This window comes from Arthrobacter sp. AOP36-F1-5 (assembly GCF_058137995.1).
The window spans coordinates 2,902,953-2,920,962 of record NZ_CM176892.1; the positions used below are offsets into that span (position 1 = coordinate 2,902,953).

Below are 18,010 nucleotides of genomic sequence, written 5' to 3' on the forward strand. Positions count from 1 at the left end.
CCTTCCCGGGCCGAAGGGGCCCTGCACAGTTCAGTCGCGAGGCTGCTTTGCTGCTTCCTTCCGGACGCGGGCGAAGAGGATCCCCAGGCTCACACCGCAGCCCACCACGAAGAGCATGGCCAGCCCCAGCAGCACCAGCTTGGCCACCAGTGCCGCCAGGAACGTCGAAACCAGCGCCAGCGCGATGGCGACCATGGCCAGCAGCAGCGGCAACATGGCAGTGCGGTGGAAGGGCAGGGGGTCCTGGGCTGAGGGCATCAAACCACTCTAGGTCATCGCCCGGGCGCCGGAGGGCACACTGCCGGGGCTTGCGTCGTTCCCTGCGGTCCCGCCTCCCGCCTGCCGTCCCGAGGCCACCCTCTGGACGAAGAGGGCCCGGGAGGAAACCTTGCGGTCTCCTCCCGGGCCCCTCGGGGATCCGGCGGTGGCTAGACTCCCGCGTAGGAGTGCAGGCCGTTGAAGTACAGGTTCACCACGGTGAAGTTGAAGACGATGCACAGGTAGCCGATGATGCTCAACCAGGCCGACCGGGTGCCGGTCCAGCCACGGGTGGCCCGGGCGTGCAGGTAGCCGGCGAAGACCACCCAGATCACGAAGGTCCAGACTTCCTTGGTGTCCCAGCCCCAATAACGGCCCCAGGCGGCTTCGGCCCAGACGGCACCGGCGATGAGGGTGAACGTCCACATCACGAACGCGACGGCGTTGATCCGGTAGGCGAAGTTCTCCAACGCGGCCGCGCTGGGAACCAGACGCAGGAACGCCAATTTATCGGATTTGCCGGCGGCCAGCTTCGATTGGCGGTCTGCCTGCATCAGCTGCAGGACGCTCAACGCGAAGGTGATCGTGAACAGCGAAGAGGCCAGGACGGCAATGGAGACGTGGATGACCAGCCAGGGGCTCTGCAACGCCGGGACCAGATGCGCGACCGGGGTGGGGAAGCCCATCGTCGCGGCACACAGCATCAACGTCACCAGGCCGATGACGAAGGTCCCCATGAAGCGCAGGTCCTTGCGCAGCAGCACGACCAGGAACACCGCAGCCACCAGGAAGGCGCCGGTGGTGAGGAATTCATACATGTTCCCCCACGGCACCCGGCCGGCAGCGATGGCGCGGGAGACGACGGCGAACCCGTGGATCAGTACGCCGATCCAGGCCACCGAGACTCCGATGCGGGCTGCCGTGCGCTTGCCGGCATCCCGGGTGTAGTTCATCGATTCGTTGACCAGCAGGCCATCGTCTTCGGCGGGGGCATGCGGACCAGCAGGAGCGCTGGTCGCGGCGGCGCCACGTGCGGATCCCGTTCCGGCGGCACCGGCCATGGCCAGCTGCTTGGCCTCCTCGGCCAGCAGGCCCGATTCGAGTTCACGGATGGTGCGGCTCGATTTGGCCAGATCCCAGGCGAAGGCGATGAAGGCAATGGCGTAGGCCATGGCCGCCAGCAGCATGAAGAGGTCGCTGTAGGCGCCGAGGTTTTCGTTGATCGTGGGCATGCGTTTTTCCTCTGTCTCCTAAACTTCGGTCCGGTCGGTGCCGGTGAATTCACGCTCAAGAAGTGTGCGAATCTCCCGGGCTTCCTGCCGTACACGCGGGTCCTCGCCACGGGCGAGCACTCCGTATTCGATGATACGCCCACTCTTTTCCCCGGAGCCACCCGATTCGCCCGCGGCGGGGTGCACCTTGATCCAGGCACGCCGGCGGGGGGTGAACAGGGAAACGGCCAGACCCATCAGGGCCAAGGCGGCGAAGATGCCCACCGGCAGCTTGCCCGGATCGTGGTGGACGTCCAGGGCGGCGTAGCGTTTGATGCCCTTGAAGGTGATCGTGCCCTTGTCCTGGGGCAGTTCCACCGTCTGGCCGGCATTGACGACCAGGCCGCCGGCGTCCAGCTTCCTGCTGTTCAGTTCGTTCAGGTCGTCGGTGTCCAGGACGAAGACGTTCTGTGGATCCCCGGAGTCCAGACCGAGGTCACCGTAGTAGGAGTTCAGCTGCAGTTGCGGTTCCGTCGGGCTCGGATCCAGGGAGACCCCCACCCCCTCGGCGGTGATCCCCGCCGTGGGGAGGAACAGGCCGACGAAACCGAGCTGGTCGGGGGCCGCGTCGGGGACCTTCAGGACCAGCAGGGAGGTGAAGACCTCGTCCTGCGGCACCGCCACCACCGGGCCGGAGTAGGCCACCTTGCCGTTGCCGTCGTGCACGACGATGTCCGGGGCGTACCCGTTGCCCACCAGATAGACGGCGGTGCCACCGATCCGCAGCGGATGGTTCACGCGCAGATCCTGCTTCCGTGGCTTCTGGCCGGGTTCGGACGTGGTGACCTGGGCATGGAAGTCGATGGGCTGGCCGAAGTGTGTGGTCGATTCGCGGTCGTAGGTGACATCGAAGTCGTCCAGAGCGACGGAGAAGGGGCTCAGCGAGCCTTCCTTGAAACCGGTTCCGGGATTGAAGGAGTCGTAGGAGACCAGCGTGTTCACGAAGGACTCACCCTCCACGACGATCCGCTGGCCGGTGTACCCGTAGACCCCACCGATCGCGACGGAGGCCAAGACGCCGATGAGCGAGAAGTGGAAGACCAGGTTCCCGATTTCACGGACGTAGCCGCGTTCGGCGGCCACCGACGGCGTCGTGCCCCCGGGACGTTTCTCGACCCGGTAACCGCGTTTGCGCAGCAGGGCGGCGGAGCGGTCGAGGACCTCCCCGTCGCTGCGGGCGGCCGGATCGTCGGCCAGTTCGAAGCTCCCGTTCTCGGGGAGCCGCGACAGCCGGGCCGGGGTACGCGGTGGCGGGGTGCGCAAGGTCTTGTAGTGCTTCTTCGCCCGGGGAAAGACACAGCCGATCAACGAGATGAACAGCAGCAGGTAGATCGCGGAGAACCAGACGGAGGAGAACACGTCGAAGAGCTGGAAGGTATCGAGCCATTCCCCCAGCACCGGCTTGTTCTCCAGGTAGGCGGTGACCTCCGTCGGGTTCACCGGGCGCTGCGGGAACAGCGATCCCGGCACGGTGGCCACGGCCAGCAACAGGAGCAGGAACAAGGCGGTACGCATGCTGGTCAGCTGGGTCCAGGCCCACCTCACCATGCCCCAGGGCCCCAGGGACGGTACCGCCACCTCGGGCTTGCGGCCTCCCCGGGGGTTCTTCCCGCCCGCGGAACCCGAAGATGCGTGATTGGACTTGCTGTTCAGGGCCATCAAATCGGCAACCTTATCTCGTTGGCGAACCATGTTTGCAGTTGCACGACCCATTCACCCCACAGCCCCGTGACCATCACGAGGCCCAACAGGATGAGCAGGAGGCCGCCGGCGCGCATGACGGCCACCTGGTGGCGCTTGAAGAAGGCCAACGTCCCCGCGGCCCTCCTGAATCCCAGGGCGATGAGCAGGAACGGCACCCCCAGGCCCAGGCAGTAGGTGAAGGTCAGCAGGGCACCGCGGGCCACATTCGCGTCGGGACCGGTACTCATGATCAGCACTGCGGACAGGGTGGGCCCGATGCATGGGGCCCATCCCAGACCGAACGTCATGCCCAGCACGGGGGCACCCCAGAGACCTGCCGGGGGCCGGTGGTGGATCTTGCGATCACGCTGGAACCAGGAGAATCCGCCCATGAACACGATGCCCATGACGATGACCACCAGGCCCAGGGCCTGGGTGACCCAGTCCCCGTCCCGGGCCAGCCAGACGGTCGCCTTGGTGAAGACGATCCCGATGAGCATGAAGACCACGCTGAAGCCGAGGACGAACAACCCGATGCCGGTGACCATCCGGCCCCGTTTCTGTTCGGCCAGATCCGCCCCGGTCAGCCCGGTCACATAGCCCAGGAACCCGGGAACCAACGGCAGGACGCAGGGCGATAGGAAGGAGACGAGCCCGGCGAGGACGGCCACCGGGATCGAGAGCAGCAGCGAGCCGTCCTGGACGGCCTCGGCGAAGGGGTTGCCCTGGACGCCCAGCGCCGGAAGGGCAGTGACGAGCCCGGCGATCACGCGGACTCGGAGACCAGGTCGGAGATCAGTGCCTTCAGCGTGGACTCATCGGCTTCACCCAGCAGGCGGGCCGCCACCCGGCCCTGGCGATCAAGCACCAGCGTGGTGGGCACGGCCTGCGGGGGGACGTATTCGGTCATCGAGAGCAGGATCGATCCGTCGGCGTCGGGCATCGAGGGGTAGTCGATCTTGAAGGTGCGTTCGAACGCGTGCGCCGTGTCCTGGCCATCACGGACGTTCACCCCGTAGAACTGCACGCCCTTGGATTTGAAGGCCTTGCTCAGTTTGGCCAGATGCGGCGCCTCGAGCCGGCACGGGGCGCAGGCGGCATACCAGAAGTTCAGGACGGTGATCTGGTCCTTGAGCTGCGCCGAGTCAATGGTTTTGCCCTCGTACGTCGTGCCGTCCAGTTCCACAGGTTTCCCGCGGCTTGCCTGGTCGTATTCCTGGACGGAACCGTCCCCGGCAATGTAGTTCTTCCCGTTGCCGGCCTTGGCCTGTTCCGCCAGCGGGTCCTCGGTCGCGGCGCAGGCGGCCAGCGGCAGGACGGCGGCGAAGAGCGCGGCGGAGCGCAGGACGTGTCGTCGGGCGGGAAACGGTGAATCGGACAGGCGGGACGGATGGGACGGCATGTGTTCTTCAGGCTCCGGGGATGTTAGCCGCGTTGGCCAGCAGGTCAGCGCAGGGTTCGGTATAACGAACGGCAACGAGCCGTTCCCCCTCAAAATCCAGGCTGGTGACCGACGTGAGCGTGCATTGCCGCTTCCGGGGGTCATGCCACAGGTGCTTGTTTTCGGCGGCCAGGCGCGTCACCCAAATGGGTAGCTGGTGGCTGACCAGCACGGCTTGGGCTCCGGGGCCGCCGAGTGAAACGGCCCGGTCGCGGTGATCCTTCACCGCGGCCATCATGCGCTCGACCTGGACCCGGTAGGGCTCCCCCCAGGACGGACGCAACGGGTTGATGAGGTAGGGCCAGTGCCGCGGGTTGCGCAGCTGCCCCTTGACTCCGGAGAGTCCCTCGAAATGGTTTCCGCCTTCGATCAGTCGATCATCGGTGGCGATCTGCAGGCCCAGGGCCTTGGACGTCGGCTCGGCCGTTTCCTGGGCCCTGACCAGTGGCGAGGCCGCCAGATGCACGATTGACGCGCCGGCGTCGCGCTGGGCCACGAAGTACTCCGCGGCACGATCCGCCATGGTGCGGCCGAGATCGGAGAGGCGGAATCCGGGCAACCGGCCATAGAGCACCTTGTCCGGGTTGTGGACCTCCCCATGGCGGAGCAGGTGGACGGTGGCGACAGGCATGCATCTAGTGTCTCAAACCTTTGCGGCGTCGCCTAAAAGGGGGACGGTGATCCACTTCACGCATCCCTCGCGGGCGCATAGTGTCAGCCTTCGTGATGATGCCCCGACAGGGGTCGGGCGCATTAGTCTGGGAGCTGGGCCCACCGTACGCAACACCAATGGAGGACAGACGATGAGCACCCCCACCCCCGAGGACCCGCAGCAGGACCCGGATGCCACCAACGACGGCACCACTCCCCCGGTTCCCGGTCCCCCGCAGTTCGGACAACGCCTGCCCGAGACCGGGGCCGACGCCACCGGGTCCCCCCAATACGGCCAGAACCCTCCGGGCCAGCCGGGCCAGTACGGCCAGGGCACCCAGGGCCCCGGTTCCTCCGGGCAGCCGGGGGCGGGCCTGCCTCCGGGCTACGGCCAGCCCGGTCAGCCGAACCTGCCCCCGGTGGGACAGGGCCATGCGAATCCCGCCCCCTCCCCCTATGGCTACGGTTACGGCCAGCAGCCGGACGGTGGGGCAGCGGGCTTCGGGGGAACTCCCGGCACGCGGCCGGCACCCCCGAAACAGCTCAAGGCGGCATTCTGGTTGATCATTGGCGCCGGGATCATCACCCTGGTGCAGGCGCTGATCCTGATCTTCCTGCCGAACGCCATGGTCGTTGAGGCCATCCGCGAAGCCATCGCGCAGCAGGGTCCCGAGACCCAGCAGCAGCTCGACGACGCCGGGATCGACCTCGAATCGATGATCAGCGCCCTGAAGGTCGTCGTCCTGATCATGATGGTGGTCGTGGCCGGGGTCTACGCGCTGATCGCCAGCTTCATCCGCAAGGGCAGCAACGGGGCCCGCATCACCGGCACCGTCCTAGCGGCGATCTCCCTGTTCGGGTTGTTCACCCCGTCGGATCCGATCTCGCTCCTGGTGATCCTGCTCGGCGTGGCCGGCATCGTCCTGGCCTGGCTGACGCCCTCCTCGAACTACGTCAAGGCGATGGCCCAGCGTAAGCGGGGCGGCTTCCGCTAGCAGCCCTCAGTCCTGGTCTGCCGGGCGGCCCGCCCCGAAGCCTGCGTGGTAGGCCAGGATCTGCAGTTCCCGGGCCATGTCCACCCGGCGCATGTGGATGCCCTCGGGAACCTGGAGGATCACCGGGGCGAAACTGAGGATGTTGGTGATCCCGGCACCGACGACCCGGTCGCAGAGTTCCTGGGCCGCCGGTCCGGGGACGGCCAGCACGGCCATGTTCAACCCCAGTTCGGCCGTGGCCGCAGCCAGTTCACCCACCGGACGGACCGCCAGCCCGCCCACGGCATCGCCAATGACGGTTTCGGCGATGTCGAAGACCGCTTGGATGCTGAACCCGCCTTCATGGAAACCGGCATAGCCGGCCAAGGCGCGGCCCAGGTTGCCGGCACCGAGGATGCCGACCCGCCAATCCCGTTCCAACCCCAGGGTCTCGGAAATGGTCTCGGCCAACACCTCGATCCGATACCCGACGCCCCGGGTCCCGAAGGTCCCCAACAGCGAGAGGTCCTTGCGCAGGATCGCGGAATTCACTCCGGCGGCGGCGGCCAGGACCTCCGAGGAGATCGTCGGGCGACCGACCTCACGCATGGCCTCCAGGGCGCGCAGATAGCCGGTCATGCGACTCAGCGTCGCCTCGGGAAGTGCCTTTTCCATCGGATTCACGCACTGATCAACTTCTCGAGCCGATCCGCATCAATGACCCAGAAATCGCGTTGCACCCCATCCACCAACAGCACCGGCACCTCTTCGCCGAATTGCTGCATCAGGGCCGGATCGTCATCGATGAGGACCTCGTCCCACGCGACTCCATGCCGTGCCGTCACCGTCTGGACGGTGGCGCGGGCGGCCCCGCAGAGGTGGCATCCGGTCCGGCTCAAGAGCCTGACCCGGGGTGGTTGAAGCGAAGAATCCATACTCCAAACCTACCGTTACTCCCCCTCGGCCGGGCAGAAACGATCCTCCCCGTGACGCACGGCACCGCTCGCGTGGCCCGTCTCGGTGGATAGACTATCCAGATGCCAGAGCAGCCCCGAGCCGCCCATGTACCGGCAGCCCCACCATCCCCCGGGCATGCCGCCGCCTTCTTCGACGTCGACAACACCATGATGCGCGGGGCCAGTCTGTTCGCCGTGGCCCGGAAGATGTATAGCCGGGGGGCGTTCAGCCTGCGCCACGCCCTGTGGATGGGCGTGCAGCAGATCAGCTTCATGGTGCGCGGCGAGGACCTCGCGCAGGTCCACCGGATCAAGGACCAGGCGCTGGCCCTGGCCGCCGGCATCCTGGTCGATGACATGAGCGCCCTGGGCGACGAGATCTACGACGAATTCATTGCCAGCCGGATCTGGCCCGGGACCCGGGCGCTGGCCCAGGCGCATCTGGACGGAGGCCGGCCGGTGTGGCTGGTCACCGCCACCCCCTTGGAAGTGGCCGAGGTGATCGCCGACAAGCTCGGCCTTTCCGGTGCGCTGGGCACCGTGGTGGACCAACACGAGGGGGTCTATACGGGCCGGCTGGTCGGCGAGATCCTGCATGGCCCGGCCAAGGCCACCGCCGTGACCGAGCTGGCGGCCCGCGAAGGCCTGGATCTTTCGACCAGCTGGGCCTACAGCGATTCCTATAACGACGTGCCGCTGCTGACCGTCGTCGGACATCCGGTGGCCATCAACCCGGATGTACGCCTGCGCCGCCACGCCCTGGCCCACAACTGGCCCGTATATGACTTCCGCCGTGGACGGCATGCGGCAACGATCGGCATCCGGGCGGCCACCGTCTCGGGCGCCGTCTACGGGCTCTGGCGCGGCCTGCGGATGATGCGCCGACGCTTCCGCCCCTAGGAGCCGGGTGGGGCGGGCCCTGCCTCCGGCAAGGCCCGGACATGACGACGGCGGGGCCCCACCCGAAGGTGGAACCCCGCCGTCAAGCATCAGGGGCGGGATCCTGTCCCGCCGCGTGCTACTTCTTGTTGCGACGCTGGTGGCGCGTCTTACGAAGCAGTTTACGGTGCTTCTTCTTGGCCATCCGCTTGCGGCGCTTCTTGATAACTGAGCCCATTTGGTTCCTCACAGACTAATGATTGATTTCTGCTGACGACCACGCGGGGAGCAGGCAGCAACCATCGCGGACGTTAAATGTTCCCTACTAGTTTACCTTGCCCAAGGCGACCGTGCGGACCACGCCCTCAGGCGGTCTCCGACGTCCCGTCCACACGCGCGGTTTTCAGGTAGTCCTCGACGGCGGTCTCCGGCACGCGGTAGGAACGACCGAAGCGAACTGCCGGAAGGTCTCCCGCATGCACCAGGCGATACACAGTCATTTTCGACACACGCATCATCTCGGCGACTTCCGCCACCGTCATGAAGCGCGCATTCGAAAAGTTCTTAGCGTCGGCCATCGGCAATATTCTCCTGGTTCGGATGATAAAGGAACACCCCAGCAAGGCATCGCGTGGAAAAACCCGTACGCAGTACCATCTAGCAGACCACACTAGTGGCTGGTGATGCGATTGTGAAACCCGTCGCAGCAACCCGGCCCTCCGGTGTTCCCCCCCGACCAGGCCCCGGACAGCGCGAAGCAGGCGCCTCGGAGCCCTGGTGCCGGTCAGCGCCGCAAATGGCGGTATTCACGGGAGAAGTGGATCAGTGGATCGTTCGCGCCGGCGTCGTCGTCGGTGGTGCCCATCGCGACGACCTCCCCGGCGACCACCAGATGTGTCGCCACCTCGTGCACCGCCGTCGTCCTCAGCTCGAACCAGGAGATGGCCCCCTCGATCACTGCGGCCCCACTGACCGGGGCGCGCCGGAAGGGGACCTGGCTCAACAGGCCATGGACGGGATTGGCGGGGCTGGCCAACCAGTTCGCGATCCCCTGGTGCTCCCCGTTCAACAGCGACAGCGTCCAGCCTTCGGACTCGGAGACCGCCTCCCCGATGCGTCCGTCCGCGTAGAGGCTGACCAGCATGGTGGGCGGATCGTAGGAGACGTCCAGGAATCCGGTGACCGTCGCGGCGATGTCCCGGCCATAACGGCGGGTGGCCACCACTGCGGCCCCCGAGGCGATGTCCCCGGCGAGCAGGCGGTAGGTGTCGATGTCGTCCTGCTCGAGCGCCTCGGGGTCGATGCGGTGGGCGGCGAGTGCTTCGGTGTTCTCCATCCCCCCATGTAAACACCCCGGACGCAACGATGTCCCGGACACCGCGGTGCCCGGGACATCGCCGGCCCGTCCAGTCCGGTCCAAGGCCCCTAGATGACTCCCAGGGCGAGCATCGCGTCGGCGACCTTCATGAACCCGGCGATATTGGCCCCGGCCACGTAGTTCCCCGGCTTACCGTAGGCATCGGCCGTCGTGGCACAGGTGGTGTGGATGCCGACCATGATCTCTTCGAGCCGGCGTTCGGTATGCCCGAAACTCCAGGAGTCACGGCTGGCATTCTGCTGCATCTCCAGGGCCGAGGTCGCCACTCCGCCGGCGTTGGCTGCCTTGCCCGGGCCGAAGAGCACCCCGGCTTCCTGGAAGATGGCGATCGCATCGGCGGTGCAGGGCATGTTCGCACCCTCGGCGACGGCCAGGACGCCGGTTTCCACCAGTCGCTTGGCATCCTTGGCCTCGAGTTCGTTCTGCGTGGCGGCGGGCAGCACGACGGTGGCGTCCACATCCCAGACGCAGCCGCCCTCGACGTATTTCACGTTCCCGCCGCGTCGATCCGCGTAGTCACTGATCCTGCCGCGCTCGACTTCCTTGATCTCGCGCAACAGCTCCACGTCGATGCCGGCTTCGTCGACGATGTATCCGCTGGAATCCGAGGCCGCCACGGCGGTGGCCCCCAGGGATTGCGCCTTGGCGATGGCGTTGATGGCCACGTTGCCGGAGCCGGAGACGACCATCCGCTGCCCGTCCAGGCTGGAGCCACGAGTCTTGAGCATCTCCTGGGCGAACAGCACGGCCCCGTAGCCGGTGGCTTCGGGACGCAGCAGCGAACCGCCCCAGCCCATGCCCTTGCCGGTCAGGACGCCCGATTCATAGCGGTTGGTGATGCGCTTGTACTGGCCGAAGAGGAAGCCGATCTCCCGGCCACCCACGCCGATGTCTCCGGCCGGGACGTCGGTGTATTCGCCGATGTGGCGGTACAGCTCGGTCATGAAGGACTGGCAAAAGCGCATGACCTCACCGTCGGACTTGCCGCGCGGGTCGAAATCGGAGCCGCCCTTGCCGCCGCCGATCGGCATGCCGGTCAGTGCGTTCTTGAATACCTGCTCGAAGCCCAGGAACTTAACGGTGCCCAGGTAGACCGAAGGATGGAACCGCAGTCCACCCTTATACGGGCCCAGCGCCGAGTTGAATTCGACACGGAAGCCACGGTTGATCTGCACCTTGCTCTCATCGTCCACCCAGGGGACCCGGAAGATGATCTGGCGCTCGGGCTCGCACATGCGTTGCAGGATGGCGGCGTCGGCGTATTCGGGGTGCCGGCCGATGACGGTGTTGAGGCTTTCGAACACCTCGGTCACGGCCTGGTGGAATTCGGATTCACCCTGGTTGCGGTGGAAAACGTCTTCCCGGATATCGAGCAGATTCTGATCCAAGGGGTACTCCTTCAAGAACTGAGAGGTGGGCGCGACGGCACCCATGGGGGGGTGGTGAGCGTCGGCGCTCCGAGAAGAACAATGACACGTCGGAGGGCATCGAACCCAACCGATCGTAAAAAATCCGTGAATCGCCCGTAACGTGGAACGGCCCGTCCACCGCCCCTAGCGGCGTCGCCCGAACTTCGGTTTCTGCAGCCTTTCCAGCAGATCCTGGGCCCGGCCGGTGACCTGTTCGACGGTCCGCCCCACGGTCCGCCCCAGCTGCTGCGGAGCATTCCCGGAGCCCGGGATGGCGGGGTTTTCGTGCTCGAGGTCCGTCGCGTCAACCGTCGGAAGCCCATCCTGTTCGCGCTGTTGGGCGGCGCGGTAGGAAGCTGCCACCTCCAGGGCCCGAACCGTCGCTTCCTCGTCGGTGCCGTCACCGCTACCCGCCGCGTCGCGGGCATTGCCGAATGCCATGTCCTTCTTGTACTCTGCGCCCGTGAGCCCGGTCACCGCCGCTTCGGTGCCGGGGTGGCCGGGGAAGGCGGCCAACCAGGTGGCGGCCCGGTGCAATGCCCCGGGTTCGACGGAATAGATCCGCCGCTGGCCGTCGGCCCGCATGCGCAGCACCCCGGCTTCGCGCAGGACCTTCAGATGCTTGGATACGGTCGGCTGGGATACTTCAAGAAGCTGCACGAGGTCACCGACGGAGTTCTCCTCTTCGCGCAGGGCTTCGAGGATCCTGCGCCGGGTCGGATCTGCCAGGACGGAAAAGACATCGTCGAAGGTCATTCCATCACCTTATCCGCAGAAGTTCTTCCGGGCATCCCGCCCCGGGCGGCGCTCAATCAAACCAGGGGTCCAACCCGAAGACGGGAAAGACCTCCTTGCGCGTGGCCATGATGGTCCGGTCGATGAAATCCGCCGGATCGTAGCCGACTTCCCAGGAGCGCCACCAGAGGTCGACGCCGTCGTTCATCAACGCGGGACCGGTGGCACCATATTTTTCCTTCACGTAGGCCAACCAGCTCCCCGGCACCTCGGTACGCAACGGGACGGGCCGGCCGCCGGCGATGGCCACCAGGTGGCTCCAAGCCCGGGGGACGACCTGGATGAGGTTGTATCCCCCACCGCCGGTGGCGATCCACCGGCCGCCACAGTGGCGTTGGGCCAGATCGGATATATCCAGTGCATTCTGCCGCTGCCCGTCGATGCTCAGCCGCAGGTTGCTCAGATCATCCTCGCCGTGCCCGTCACAGCCGTGCTGACTGACGATGACCTCGGGTTCGAAGGCGGCCACCAGTTGCGGCACGACCGCATGGAAGGCCCGCAGCCAGCCGGCATCTGTGGTCCCGGCGGGCAGGGCGACGTTCACGGCACTGCCCATGGCCTCGGATCCTCCTGTTTCGTTGGCGAACCCGGTTCCGGGGAACAGGGACATGCCTGATTCGTGCAAGGAGATGGTCAGTACCCGGGGATCGTCCCAGAAGATCGATTGGGTTCCGTCCCCGTGGTGGGCATCGACATCGATATAGGCGACCCGCTGCGTTCCACCGTCCAGAAGCCGTTGGACGGCCAGCGCGGCATCGTTGTAGACGCAGAATCCGCTGGCCTTGCCGCGGGAGGCATGGTGCATGCCGCCGGCAAAGTTGACCACGTGCAGGGCCCGTTCGGCCAATACGGCGTCGGCTGCCTGCAGCGACCCGCCCGCCAAGCGGGCACTGGCCGCGTGGATATCGGCGAAGGCCGGGGTGTCCTCGGTGCCCAGCCCGCGTTCCTCGTTGATCTCGTCCGGATGTTCCCCGGCGTACCGGACGGCGGAGATGTACTCCGGGTCGTGCACCAGGGCCAGTTCCTCGTCGGTGGCGACCTCCGGTGCAAGCAGCGAGATGTTCCTGCGCTCCAGGATCCCCAGCCCCTCGACCAGGCGCATCGTCAGATCCAGACGCGAGGGATGCATCGGATGACTTTCGCTGAAGCGGTAGGACATCAGCTCCTCGCTCCAGAGGACCTCGGTCGGCGGTGACGGCGGTGTACTCAAGCTCACGGGCTCAGGCTACGCGATATCCGCCTTTCGCGGGTGGATGTCTCCGCCGCGGCGGGTGTCCACCACCGTGCCGCGCACGGGTACTCTACTGTGGACAGTGCCGGGAAACGCCCGGAGCCATCGTTTCCCGGAGCAGCCCGCGACCATGTCCTCCACACCATCAGCCACCCCGCTCAGCTGGGGGAACGCCGTACCGCGTATCCTCCACGGGGTGCGAGACTTCGTCGACACCGTCGCAGCGACGTCGCCGGCCCGGCTGGCTATCGGTGTGTTCCTTCTGGTCATCGCCCTGTTCACGACCCTGCTGTCCTTGCCGGTGGCCTCCTCCACCGGGGAATTCACCCCGCTCCACGATGCCCTCTTCACGGCCACCTCGGCCGTCTGCGTGACCGGGCTGACCGTGGTATCCACCGCGGTGCACTGGTCCTTCTTCGGCCAAGTGGTCATCATCGTGGGCATCTTCATCGGCGGGCTGGGCATCCTGACCCTGGCCTCACTGCTGTCCCTGGCGGTGAGCAAGCGGCTGGGGGTACGCGGCAAGCTGCGCGCCCAGGAGGCCATGAACATCCAAAACGTCGGGCGCCTCGGTGAGGTCGGCACCTTGCTCCGGGTGGTCATCACCACCTCGGTGACCATCGAGGCGCTGCTGGCATTGGCCCTGGCCCCGCGTTTCCTGGTGTTGGGCGAGTCCATCGGCCAAGCCATCTGGCATGGGATCTTCTACGCCATCTCGGCCTTCAACAGCGCCGGATTCACCCCGCACTCCGATGGCCTGGTCCCCTACGAAACCGATTTGTGGGTCCTGGTCCCCATCACCGTCGGGGCCATCATCGGGTCCTTGGGTTTCCCGGCCCTCATGGTGCTGATCGTCTTCCGCAGCAAATTCCGCAAATGGAACCTCCACACCAAACTCACCGTCGTGGTGTCGGGCATCCTGCTGCTGGTGGGCAGCCTCAGCTGGGGTCTCATGGAGTGGAACAACCCGCAGACCATCGGCGGGATGAGCCTGTCCGATAAGCTCATCCACTCGTTCTTCGCCTCGGCGATGACCCGTTCCACGGGTTTTTCCCTGGTGGACCAGAACCAGCTCGAATCCTCCACCCTGCTGCTCACCGACGCGTTGATGTTCGCCGGCGGGGGTTCGGCGTCCACGGCAGGGGGCATCAAGGTCACCACGATCGCGGTGATGTTCCTGGCCATCGTGGCCGAGGCCCGGGGCGATAAGGACATCAAAGCCTTCGGGCGCCGCATCCCCGAGAGCACCATGCGTGTGGCGATCTCCGTCACCGTCCTGGGGGCCACCCTGGTCAGCGTGGGCACCGGGGTGATCCTGTCCATCAGTGATGAACCGTTGGATCGGGTCCTCTTCGATTCGATTTCCGCGTTCGGCACGGTGGGGCTGAGCACCAATCTGGCGGCCGAGCTCCCTCCCGAGGGCAAGTATGTCCTCTCCGCGCTGATGTTTGCCGGACGCGTGGGCACCATTACACTGGCGACGGCACTGAGCCTGCGCCAACGCAACCAGCTGTACCACTACCCCGAAGAGAGGCCGATCATTGGCTGAGAACTCGTCGAAACATAATGCCCCGGTGCTGGTCATCGGTCTGGGCCGCTTCGGCGCGGCGGTGGCCAATCAGCTGGTGCGCCAGGGCCGGGAGGTCCTGGCGATCGAGCGGAACCAGGATCTGGTGCAGAAGTGGGCCGGCACGCTCACCCATGTGGTGGAGGCCGATGCCACCAACGTCGATGCCTTGCGCCAACTCGGCGCCCAGGATTTCAACTCGGCGGTGGTCGGGGTGGGCACCTCGATCGAGTCCTCCGTGCTGATCACCGTGAACCTGGTCGATCTGGGCGTCGAGCACCTCTGGGTCAAGGCGATCACCCCATCGCACGGCAAGATCCTCTCGCGGATCGGCGCCAACCACGTCGTCTACCCGGAAGCCGACGCCGGGGTCCGCGCGGCCCACCTGGTGGGCGGGCGCATGCTGGACTTCATCGAGTTCGACGACGGGTTCGCGATCGTGAAGATGTATCCCCCGACGGAGACCCAGGGCTTCACGTTGGGCGAATCCCAGGTCAGGTCCAAATACGGCGTGACCATCGTCGGGGTGAAATCCCCCGGCGAGGATTTCACCTACGCCCAACCCGATACCAAGGTCACGCGGCGGGACATCCTCATCGTGTCGGGACACGTGGACCTGCTCGAGCGGTTCGCCTCCCGACCGTAGGGCCGGCCGGCGGGCTATCCGGCCAGTTCGCGGGTGATCTCCGCGGCCCGTTCGGTGGCCGCCTTGACCCCGGAGCCGATACCGGCCCGCACGCCGGCGGCGTCGAAGCCCTCCAAGGCCGCCTGGGTGGTTCCCCCGGGGCTGGTGACGGCGGTGCGCAGCGCGGAGGGATCGGCGTCGGGCTCGTCGAGCATGACCCCGGCGCCGGCCACCGTGGCCCGCGCCAGATCCCGGGCCAACCCGGCTTCCAGCCCCAGCTCCTCACCCGCGGCGGCCATCGCCTCGGCCAGGTAGAACGCGTAGGCGGGTCCGGAACCGCTCACTGCCGAGACGGCGTCGATCTGGTCTTCGGAGACGATCCGCACCATGCCGGTCTCGGAGAGCAGCGCGGACACCGCTTCAAGGTCCTTCTCGCCGGTCGAGGTGCCCCCGGCCAGGGCCACGACGCCCTTGCCGACGGTCATCGGGGTGTTCGGCATGGCGCGCACGACCGGCTGTCCCTGCGGCAGGGCCTCTTCGATCATGGAGATGGTGACCGCTGCGGCCACGCTGACGACGACGGCCTGCGCCGGGAGGGAGGCGGCGATATCGCGGCAGGCGTCCTGGATCCCGACCGGTTTGACCCCGACGAAGACGATGTCCGCCGCGGCGACCGCCTGCTGGTTGGCGGTCTCGTCCACGGTGGTGGCGAGGGAGCGCACCCCGGTGTCGGCGGCCAAACGCTCCGCTTTTTCGCTGCCACGCACCGTGGCGGTGATGGATCGGGGGTCGAAGCCACCGGCGAGGATGCCGCGGAGGATCGCCCCGTTCATGTTGCCGGTGCCGATGAAGGCCAGACGCCGGCCGGTCGACGTGGTGTCAGGAGTGTGTTTCGAAGATGCCATGGAACCATTCTTCCACGGGGCTCCGGCGGGCGTAGTCCCTGACGGTTCGTCGGCGATCGGCCGGGCAGCGGCCCGGTGGTCCGCTCAGGAACGCAGCGTGGAGGAATCCGAGGTGTTCCCGGCATCGCCTGCCTCGTTGGTGCCGGCGGGGGGGTCGACCGCTTCCAAGTGCTTCCGGGCAAAGCGCAGGGTCTCGGCGAGCCATTCCTCGCGCCCTCCGGCTCCCTTGGCCTTGCGGGTCGATACCTCCACGACGACGTGGCCGTCCCATTCGCTGTCGCGCAGGAACTGCAACGATTCCGCGACCGGCTGGGTGCCCCGTCCGGGGACCAGGTGTTCGTCCTTGCCGTTGTCGACCCCGTCGCAGAGGTGGACGTGGCTCAGCCGGCTCCCCAGCGCCTTGATGGACTCCAACGAGTCCACGTTCGCGATGGCGGCATGGGAGAAGTCCCAGGTGACGTATTCGTAGGGTTGCGGCACGGGGTTCCAGTGCGGAAGGTACATCTTGGCTTCACGACCGCGGGCCCGCCAGGGATACATGTTCTCCACGGCGATGCGGACCCCGTAATCGTCCATGATCTTCTTGACCCCGTCGGCAAAACCGGTGGCATAGCCCCCCTGCCAGCGGAACGGGGGGTGGACGACGACGATGTCGCAGCCCACATCACGGGCCATCGCGGCCGACATCTCGATCTTCGACCAGGCGTCACCCCAGACCTGCTGGGTCAACAGCAGCGTGGGGGCGTGGATCGCCAGGATCGGTTGATCGTAACGGGTACTGAGTTCGTGCAGCTTGCGGGGGTCCTGCGAGAGATGGTTTCCGGTGACCAGCACCTCGACGCCGTCGTAGCCCAGATCATGCGAGACCGCGAAGGCATCGTGGACGTTCAGCGGGAACACCGACGCGCTGGACAACCCCACCTGGATCGGATCCTTCGACATTGCCTGGCTCCCTCTTTTCAATCGACCGCGCCCACGGTGGGCAATCCCGGCAGTTGGCCGAGTTCGACGTGGCCAACTCCCACGCTACTCCCCAGTGGTAAAGGTCCGTCAAAGATCAAATGGTCGAAGCGGCGCAGGATCAGCCCCTCACGCAGCGCCCAGGGGCAGATGCGCAGGGATTTCACCCCCAGCGTGTTCATCGCCACGGAGGCCACGATGGCCCCGGCGAGCATCTGCGGTGCGCGCACTTCGGATACCCCGGGCAGCTCGGTGCGTTCGAGGGTCGTCATGGCTTCAAGCCGGCGGGTCCAGAGTTTCAGGTCATCCAGGCGCAGGACCCGTTTGACATGGATCCCTTCGGCGCTCGGGGCGGCCCCGGTGATCCGGGCCAGGGACCTGAAGGTCTTGGACGTCCCGGTGACCAGGGTCGGCTTCGGATGCTCGGCGATCAGCGCCAGCGGTTCGGCCAAGGTCTCCTTGACGTGGGCCCGCAGCGCCTTCACATCGGAGGTGCGGGGCGGGTCCCCGGGCAACCAGTCACGGGTCAACCTGCCGGCACCCAGAGGGACCGAAAGGGCCAGTTCGGGAAACTCGTCGGTCCCGTAGGCCATTTCAAACGACCCACCGCCGATGTCCAGGTCCAGGATCCTTTCCGAGCTCCACCCGAACCAGCGACGGACCGCATGGTAGGTCATCCCCGATTCCTGCTCGCCGGAGAGCTCCGCCAGCTGGATCCCGGTTTCCTGCACCACCCGGTCCAAGACGGCGGGACCGTTGCTGGCACTGCGGATCGCCGAGGTGCAGAACGCCAGCAGGTCCTCGGCCCGGTGACGGGTGGCGAACAAGGAGGCCTCGTGGACGAAGTCAAGCAGCTCGCGTTGGCCGTCCTCGGTGATCGCCCCGTCCTCATCGAGGTAGGCCACCAGGGACAGCGGCCGCTTATGCGAGGCGAAGGCCGTGGGCCGGGCCCCCGGGTAGGCATCGATCAACAACAGATGAACCGTGTTCGAACCGATATCGAGGACACCCAGTCGCATCTCTGACC

21 protein-coding genes are annotated in these 18,010 nt (G+C 66.5%); 4 read left to right on the forward strand and 17 right to left on the reverse strand.

The window, feature by feature from the left end; translation table 11 throughout:
* Positions 1-30: 30 nt before the first annotated feature.
* The 6 genes from AC3ZI9_RS13320 to AC3ZI9_RS13345 all read right to left on the reverse strand — a co-directional run bounded on the left by AC3ZI9_RS13320 (position 31) and on the right by AC3ZI9_RS13345 (position 5,284).
* Complete coding sequence (locus AC3ZI9_RS13320; RefSeq protein WP_444553356.1) at positions 31-258, reverse strand: hypothetical protein; 228 nt, start codon at positions 256-258, stop codon at positions 31-33.
* 170 nt (positions 259-428) lie between these two features.
* On the reverse strand, positions 429-1,490 hold the full coding sequence (ccsB, locus tag AC3ZI9_RS13325; protein WP_444553357.1) for a c-type cytochrome biogenesis protein CcsB: 1,062 nt from the start codon (positions 1,488-1,490) through the stop codon (positions 429-431).
* An 18-nt stretch (positions 1,491-1,508) separates the two neighbouring features.
* Positions 1,509-3,221, reverse strand: a complete 1,713-nt coding sequence (resB, locus tag AC3ZI9_RS13330) for a cytochrome c biogenesis protein ResB (RefSeq protein WP_489923681.1) — start codon at positions 3,219-3,221, stop codon at positions 1,509-1,511.
* Entirely contained in the window at positions 3,188-3,982 is a 795-nt protein-coding gene (locus AC3ZI9_RS13335) for a cytochrome c biogenesis CcdA family protein (protein WP_444553359.1), read from the reverse strand. The genes resB and AC3ZI9_RS13335 overlap by 34 nt, the downstream gene beginning before the upstream one ends.
* Complete coding sequence (locus AC3ZI9_RS13340) at positions 3,979-4,614, reverse strand: TlpA family protein disulfide reductase (RefSeq protein ID WP_444553360.1); 636 nt, start codon at positions 4,612-4,614, stop codon at positions 3,979-3,981. Before AC3ZI9_RS13340 ends, AC3ZI9_RS13335 begins: the two co-directional genes overlap by 4 nt.
* Before the next feature lie 7 nt (positions 4,615-4,621).
* Positions 4,622-5,284 (reverse strand): histidine phosphatase family protein, encoded by a 663-nt coding sequence (locus tag AC3ZI9_RS13345; protein ID WP_444553361.1) that lies wholly within the window; start codon positions 5,282-5,284, stop codon positions 4,622-4,624.
* Between the two features lie 172 nt (positions 5,285-5,456).
* Here AC3ZI9_RS13345 and AC3ZI9_RS13350 point away from each other — a divergent pair, with 172 nt between their 5' ends.
* Positions 5,457-6,299: a hypothetical protein gene (locus AC3ZI9_RS13350; protein ID WP_444553362.1), complete on the forward strand. Its 843-nt coding sequence runs from the start codon at positions 5,457-5,459 to the stop codon at positions 6,297-6,299.
* 6 nt (positions 6,300-6,305) lie between these two features.
* On the opposite strand, the gene AC3ZI9_RS13355 is transcribed toward AC3ZI9_RS13350, so the two are convergent.
* Both AC3ZI9_RS13355 and AC3ZI9_RS13360 read right to left on the reverse strand, forming a co-directional pair.
* Positions 6,306-6,953 (reverse strand): redox-sensing transcriptional repressor Rex, encoded by a 648-nt coding sequence (locus tag AC3ZI9_RS13355; protein ID WP_444561114.1) that lies wholly within the window; start codon positions 6,951-6,953, stop codon positions 6,306-6,308.
* 5 nt (positions 6,954-6,958) lie between these two features.
* Positions 6,959-7,213 (reverse strand): glutaredoxin family protein, encoded by a 255-nt coding sequence (locus AC3ZI9_RS13360; protein WP_444553363.1) that lies wholly within the window; start codon positions 7,211-7,213, stop codon positions 6,959-6,961.
* Positions 7,214-7,315: 102 nt separating this feature from the next.
* Here AC3ZI9_RS13360 and AC3ZI9_RS13365 point away from each other — a divergent pair, with 102 nt between their 5' ends.
* Positions 7,316-8,134 (forward strand): HAD family hydrolase, encoded by an 819-nt coding sequence (locus AC3ZI9_RS13365; RefSeq protein WP_444553364.1) that lies wholly within the window; start codon positions 7,316-7,318, stop codon positions 8,132-8,134.
* 118 nt (positions 8,135-8,252) lie between these two features.
* Here AC3ZI9_RS13365 and AC3ZI9_RS13370 read toward each other — a convergent pair whose 3' ends face one another.
* The 6 genes from AC3ZI9_RS13370 to AC3ZI9_RS13395 all read right to left on the reverse strand — a co-directional run bounded on the left by AC3ZI9_RS13370 (position 8,253) and on the right by AC3ZI9_RS13395 (position 12,854).
* Positions 8,253-8,351, reverse strand: a complete 99-nt coding sequence (locus AC3ZI9_RS13370; protein WP_003792170.1) for a 30S ribosomal protein bS22 — start codon at positions 8,349-8,351, stop codon at positions 8,253-8,255.
* Positions 8,352-8,478: 127 nt separating this feature from the next.
* Positions 8,479-8,691 (reverse strand): helix-turn-helix domain-containing protein, encoded by a 213-nt coding sequence (locus AC3ZI9_RS13375; protein WP_444553365.1) that lies wholly within the window; start codon positions 8,689-8,691, stop codon positions 8,479-8,481.
* 206 nt (positions 8,692-8,897) lie between these two features.
* Positions 8,898-9,449 (reverse strand): flavin reductase family protein, encoded by a 552-nt coding sequence (locus AC3ZI9_RS13380; RefSeq protein WP_444553366.1) that lies wholly within the window; start codon positions 9,447-9,449, stop codon positions 8,898-8,900.
* Between the two features lie 89 nt (positions 9,450-9,538).
* Entirely contained in the window at positions 9,539-10,879 is a 1,341-nt protein-coding gene (gene gdhA / locus AC3ZI9_RS13385; protein ID WP_444553367.1) for an NADP-specific glutamate dehydrogenase, read from the reverse strand.
* Between the two features lie 165 nt (positions 10,880-11,044).
* On the reverse strand, positions 11,045-11,656 hold the full coding sequence (locus AC3ZI9_RS13390) for an ArsR/SmtB family transcription factor (protein WP_444553368.1): 612 nt from the start codon (positions 11,654-11,656) through the stop codon (positions 11,045-11,047).
* Between the two features lie 52 nt (positions 11,657-11,708).
* Positions 11,709-12,854, reverse strand: a complete 1,146-nt coding sequence (locus tag AC3ZI9_RS13395; RefSeq protein WP_444553428.1) for an acetoin utilization protein AcuC — start codon at positions 12,852-12,854, stop codon at positions 11,709-11,711.
* A 202-nt stretch (positions 12,855-13,056) separates the two neighbouring features.
* Between AC3ZI9_RS13395 and AC3ZI9_RS13400 the strand changes: the two genes are divergently transcribed.
* Together AC3ZI9_RS13400 and AC3ZI9_RS13405 are read left to right on the forward strand one after the other, a co-directional pair.
* A complete protein-coding gene (locus AC3ZI9_RS13400; protein WP_444561091.1) occupies positions 13,057-14,475 on the forward strand; it encodes a TrkH family potassium uptake protein in 1,419 nt (472 codons plus the stop codon).
* A gap of 25 nt (positions 14,476-14,500) precedes the next feature.
* Positions 14,501-15,139, forward strand: a complete 639-nt coding sequence (locus AC3ZI9_RS13405) for a potassium channel family protein (RefSeq protein WP_444553429.1) — start codon at positions 14,501-14,503, stop codon at positions 15,137-15,139.
* Between the two features lie 14 nt (positions 15,140-15,153).
* On the opposite strand, the gene proC is transcribed toward AC3ZI9_RS13405, so the two are convergent.
* The 3 genes from proC to AC3ZI9_RS13420 all read right to left on the reverse strand — a co-directional run bounded on the left by proC (position 15,154) and on the right by AC3ZI9_RS13420 (position 18,002).
* Complete coding sequence (gene proC / locus AC3ZI9_RS13410; protein WP_444553370.1) at positions 15,154-16,023, reverse strand: pyrroline-5-carboxylate reductase; 870 nt, start codon at positions 16,021-16,023, stop codon at positions 15,154-15,156.
* Positions 16,024-16,107: 84 nt separating this feature from the next.
* On the reverse strand, positions 16,108-16,965 hold the full coding sequence (locus AC3ZI9_RS13415; protein ID WP_444553371.1) for a sugar phosphate isomerase/epimerase family protein: 858 nt from the start codon (positions 16,963-16,965) through the stop codon (positions 16,108-16,110).
* A gap of 17 nt (positions 16,966-16,982) precedes the next feature.
* Complete coding sequence (locus tag AC3ZI9_RS13420) at positions 16,983-18,002, reverse strand: Ppx/GppA family phosphatase (protein ID WP_444553372.1); 1,020 nt, start codon at positions 18,000-18,002, stop codon at positions 16,983-16,985.
* Positions 18,003-18,010 lie beyond the last annotated feature (8 nt).

Coding starts and splice junctions, on each gene's coding strand:
- resB (WP_489923681.1), bottom strand. CDS start 3,221: ATGGTTCGCCAACGAGATAAGGTTGCCGATTTGATGGCCCTGAACAGC.
- AC3ZI9_RS13355 (WP_444561114.1), bottom strand. CDS start 6,953: ATGGAAAAGGCACTTCCCGAGGCGACGCTGAGTCGCATGACCGGCTAT.
- AC3ZI9_RS13350 (WP_444553362.1), top strand. CDS start 5,457: ATGAGCACCCCCACCCCCGAGGACCCGCAGCAGGACCCGGATGCCACC.
- AC3ZI9_RS13375 (WP_444553365.1), bottom strand. CDS start 8,691: ATGGCCGACGCTAAGAACTTTTCGAATGCGCGCTTCATGACGGTGGCG.
- AC3ZI9_RS13320 (WP_444553356.1), bottom strand. CDS start 258: ATGCCCTCAGCCCAGGACCCCCTGCCCTTCCACCGCACTGCCATGTTG.
- AC3ZI9_RS13395 (WP_444553428.1), bottom strand. CDS start 12,854: ATGTCCTACCGCTTCAGCGAAAGTCATCCGATGCATCCCTCGCGTCTG.
- AC3ZI9_RS13370 (WP_003792170.1), bottom strand. CDS start 8,351: ATGGGCTCAGTTATCAAGAAGCGCCGCAAGCGGATGGCCAAGAAGAAG.
- ccsB (WP_444553357.1), bottom strand. CDS start 1,490: ATGCCCACGATCAACGAAAACCTCGGCGCCTACAGCGACCTCTTCATG.
- AC3ZI9_RS13400 (WP_444561091.1), top strand. CDS start 13,057: ATGTCCTCCACACCATCAGCCACCCCGCTCAGCTGGGGGAACGCCGTA.
- AC3ZI9_RS13345 (WP_444553361.1), bottom strand. CDS start 5,284: ATGCCTGTCGCCACCGTCCACCTGCTCCGCCATGGGGAGGTCCACAAC.
- AC3ZI9_RS13390 (WP_444553368.1), bottom strand. CDS start 11,656: ATGACCTTCGACGATGTCTTTTCCGTCCTGGCAGATCCGACCCGGCGC.
- AC3ZI9_RS13380 (WP_444553366.1), bottom strand. CDS start 9,449: ATGGAGAACACCGAAGCACTCGCCGCCCACCGCATCGACCCCGAGGCG.
- AC3ZI9_RS13365 (WP_444553364.1), top strand. CDS start 7,316: ATGCCAGAGCAGCCCCGAGCCGCCCATGTACCGGCAGCCCCACCATCC.
- AC3ZI9_RS13360 (WP_444553363.1), bottom strand. CDS start 7,213: ATGGATTCTTCGCTTCAACCACCCCGGGTCAGGCTCTTGAGCCGGACC.
- AC3ZI9_RS13340 (WP_444553360.1), bottom strand. CDS start 4,614: ATGCCGTCCCATCCGTCCCGCCTGTCCGATTCACCGTTTCCCGCCCGA.
- AC3ZI9_RS13420 (WP_444553372.1), bottom strand. CDS start 18,002: ATGCGACTGGGTGTCCTCGATATCGGTTCGAACACGGTTCATCTGTTG.
- AC3ZI9_RS13415 (WP_444553371.1), bottom strand. CDS start 16,965: ATGTCGAAGGATCCGATCCAGGTGGGGTTGTCCAGCGCGTCGGTGTTC.
- proC (WP_444553370.1), bottom strand. CDS start 16,023: ATGGCATCTTCGAAACACACTCCTGACACCACGTCGACCGGCCGGCGT.